This window comes from Kitasatospora sp. NPDC004240 (genome assembly GCF_053603215.1).
The window spans coordinates 1-2,803 of the sequence record NZ_JBSGFD010000408.1; the positions used below are offsets into that span (position 1 = coordinate 1).

1 protein-coding gene and 1 pseudogene are annotated in these 2,803 nt (G+C 63.5%); both read left to right on the forward strand.

What is annotated here, in order from left to right; genetic code table 11:
* Positions 1–549: 549 nt before the first annotated feature.
* Positions 550–2,373, forward strand: a complete 1,824-nt coding sequence (locus ACWEQL_RS42055) for a reverse transcriptase domain-containing protein (protein ID WP_452156844.1) — start codon at positions 550–552, stop codon at positions 2,371–2,373.
* A gap of 80 nt (positions 2,374–2,453) precedes the next feature.
* Positions 2,454–2,803, forward strand: a pseudogene (locus ACWEQL_RS42060) (transposase); the annotation flags it as partial.

Below are 2,803 nucleotides of genomic sequence, written 5' to 3' on the forward strand. Positions count from 1 at the left end.
ACGGTGTACTGGTACTGCGCGCCGTGAGGCGCTTCGTTGTATCCCCGGTTCAGCCGGGATGAACTTGGAGGGGGGTTCCTGGGTCACCTGACTTACCTGAATGCGAAAGCGCGAGGGGACAACAGCATGTCAGGAAAGCGGTGGCCGCTCGGAGTTGTCCAGAGCGGGGTTCCGCAAGACCCGCGTGATATGGCCAAGACTGGATTGTTTGAAGCCTAATCTCCAGCGGTGAAAGTAGACACCCATCGGAACGACATCTGAAACCGATGCTCTCATCTTGCCTGGGTATGAAATACCTGCTCGGGCAACCTCCGAGGTGAGAGGCGCCTTCCAATGAGGAAGGCAAAGGGGATGAGTGGGCGGCCTACGTCATGCTCGACACGTACAACGAAGACGTACCACGGGATCGCCTAAGGGGCGCGAGCCCTATGGCGACGGAGTGTCCGTAGTAGTCGCAGGAGTAACGACCTGCCGGGGAGGCCGGGAAAGCCGGCCGCAGGGCGAAGGGACATAGGTGATCAAGACGTCCATTGCGGGGAGGTATGCGTAATGCAGAACGCCAAAACGGTGCTGGACGTCATTCGGGAACGCGGCAGGCGTGGCCTGCCACTGGAAAGACTATATCGGCAACTGTTCAATCCACAGCTGTTCCTCATGGCCTACGGCCGAATCCACGCCAACAGGGGTGCGATGACACCAGGGCCGACTGGGGAGACCGTGGACGGCATGTCCCTGGCGAAGGTCGAGACGATCATCCAAGCCCTACGAACGGAGTCGTTCCGATGGACGCCGGTCAGGCGGGTCTACATCGAGAAGAAGGGGTCCACGAAGAAGCGCCCGCTCGGCCTGCCGACCTGGTCGGACAAGCTGGTCGCCGAGGTGGTTCGCCTGCTGTTGGAGGCCTACTACGACGTCCAGTTCTCCGACCGCTCCCACGGCTTCCGCCCCGGAAGGGGCTGCCACACCGCGCTGCGTGACGTGGTGAAGTACTGGACCGGAACGCGATGGTTCATCGAGGGAGACATCTCCGACTGCTTCGGCAGCCTGGATCACGAGATCATGCTCGCGACCCTCGGAGAGAAGATCCACGACAACCGGATGCTGCTACTGATCGAGCGCATGCTCAAGGCCGGATACCTGGAGGACTGGAAATGGAACGCCACGCTGAGTGGCGCGCCGCAAGGCGGGGTGGCCTCACCGGTCCTCTCGAATATCTACCTCGACCGTCTCGATCAGTTCGTTGAACAGAAGCTACTGCCGGAATTCAATCGAGGAGACAGCCGGAAGCGACTACCTGAATACCACCGAATCGGCTCCCGGATCTTCTGGGCAAAACAGCGCGGAGATCGCGTTGAGGCGCGGCGGTTGCGACTGATGAAACGCAGCATACCGAGCGCCGACCCGAACGATCCGGAGTTCCGACGCCTTCGGTACGTCAGGTATGCCGATGACTGGCTCCTCGGGTTCGCCGGGCCGAAGCACGAAGCAGAGGAGATCAAATCGAGGATGCGAAACTTCCTGCGAGACGAACTCAAGCTGGAACTCTCCGCGTCCAAGACACTGATCACACACGCCACCAACCAGGCGGCGCGTTTTCTCGGCTACGAGATCAAAGCCCAACGATGTGACACGAAGCTGACCGGCGTCCGCCGGTCAGCAAACGGCATCATCGGGCTCTTCGTGCCACGGCAAGTAGTCCGGCAGCGCAGTGCGATGTACATGAGCGGCGGGAAACCGGCACCACGCGGAGTGCTCCACCACGACAGCGATTTCTCGATCGTGGCGGCGTACCAGGCTGAGTACCGTGGACTCGTCCAGTACTACCTCCTCGCCCAGGATGTCTCCCAACTGGCCCGGCTCCGCTGGGTCATGGAGACCTCCCTGCTCAAGACCTTGGCCGGGAAGCACAAGTCCTCCGTCACGAAGATGGCCCGCCGCTACAAGGCGACCATCGACACGCCGGTCGGACCCCGAGAGTGCTTGCAAGTCACGGTCGAACGCGGTGGCGGTAGGAAGCCGTTGGTGGCCCGCTTCGGCGGGATCCCACTTCAGCGGCAGCGCACAGCGGTATTGGCCGACGAAAGGCCGCGGGAGCCGAACCACGTCAGCGGAGTTGAACTGCTGAAGCGGCTCCTGGCCGACGAGTGCGAGATGTGCGCATCACGCCGTGGACTCGAAGTCCATCACATCCGCAAGCTCGCCGACCTCAAGCGGCCGGGCCGGCCCGAAGCACCGGTGTGGATCAAGCTCATGGCAATGCGGCGCCGCAAGACCCTCGTGGTCTGCCAGCCCTGTCACCAGGATATCCACGCAGGTCGGGCCACCTCCTCCACCCGAAAACGACCGCTGGAGAGCGGTGTGCTGGGAAACTAGCCCGCACCGTTCGGGAAGGGGCCGTCGGAAAAGGACCCGCACCACGGGCACCTCGTCGGCGGCCTACTTCACTCACCTGGTGGCACGACGACGGCACCGTCGAGCGCATCCACGACGCCCTGCGCGGTAAGGTCCGCGAAGCCGACGGCCGCGACGCGGAGCCGAGCGCGGGTCTGATCGACTCGCAGTCCGTCCGCACCGCCGACACCGTCCCCGCCGCCACCAGGGGCTTCGACGCCGGCAAGAAGGTCAAGGGCCGCAAGAGGTTCATCGTCACCGACACCCTCGGCCTGCTCCTGGCCGTCCACGTCGTCGCGGCAAGCATCCAGGACCGCGACGGTGCGAAGCGGCCGCTGCTGTGGACTCGGCTCGACCACCCCAGCGTCAAGAAGGTCTGGGCCGACCAGGGCTTCGCCGGCCGCCTGGTCGA

What these genes read in the sequence shown, in the direction of transcription:
- ACWEQL_RS42055 (WP_452156844.1), top strand. Translation starts at nt 550, where the DNA reads ATGCAGAACGCCAAAACGGTGCTGGACGTCATTCGGGAACGCGGCAGG.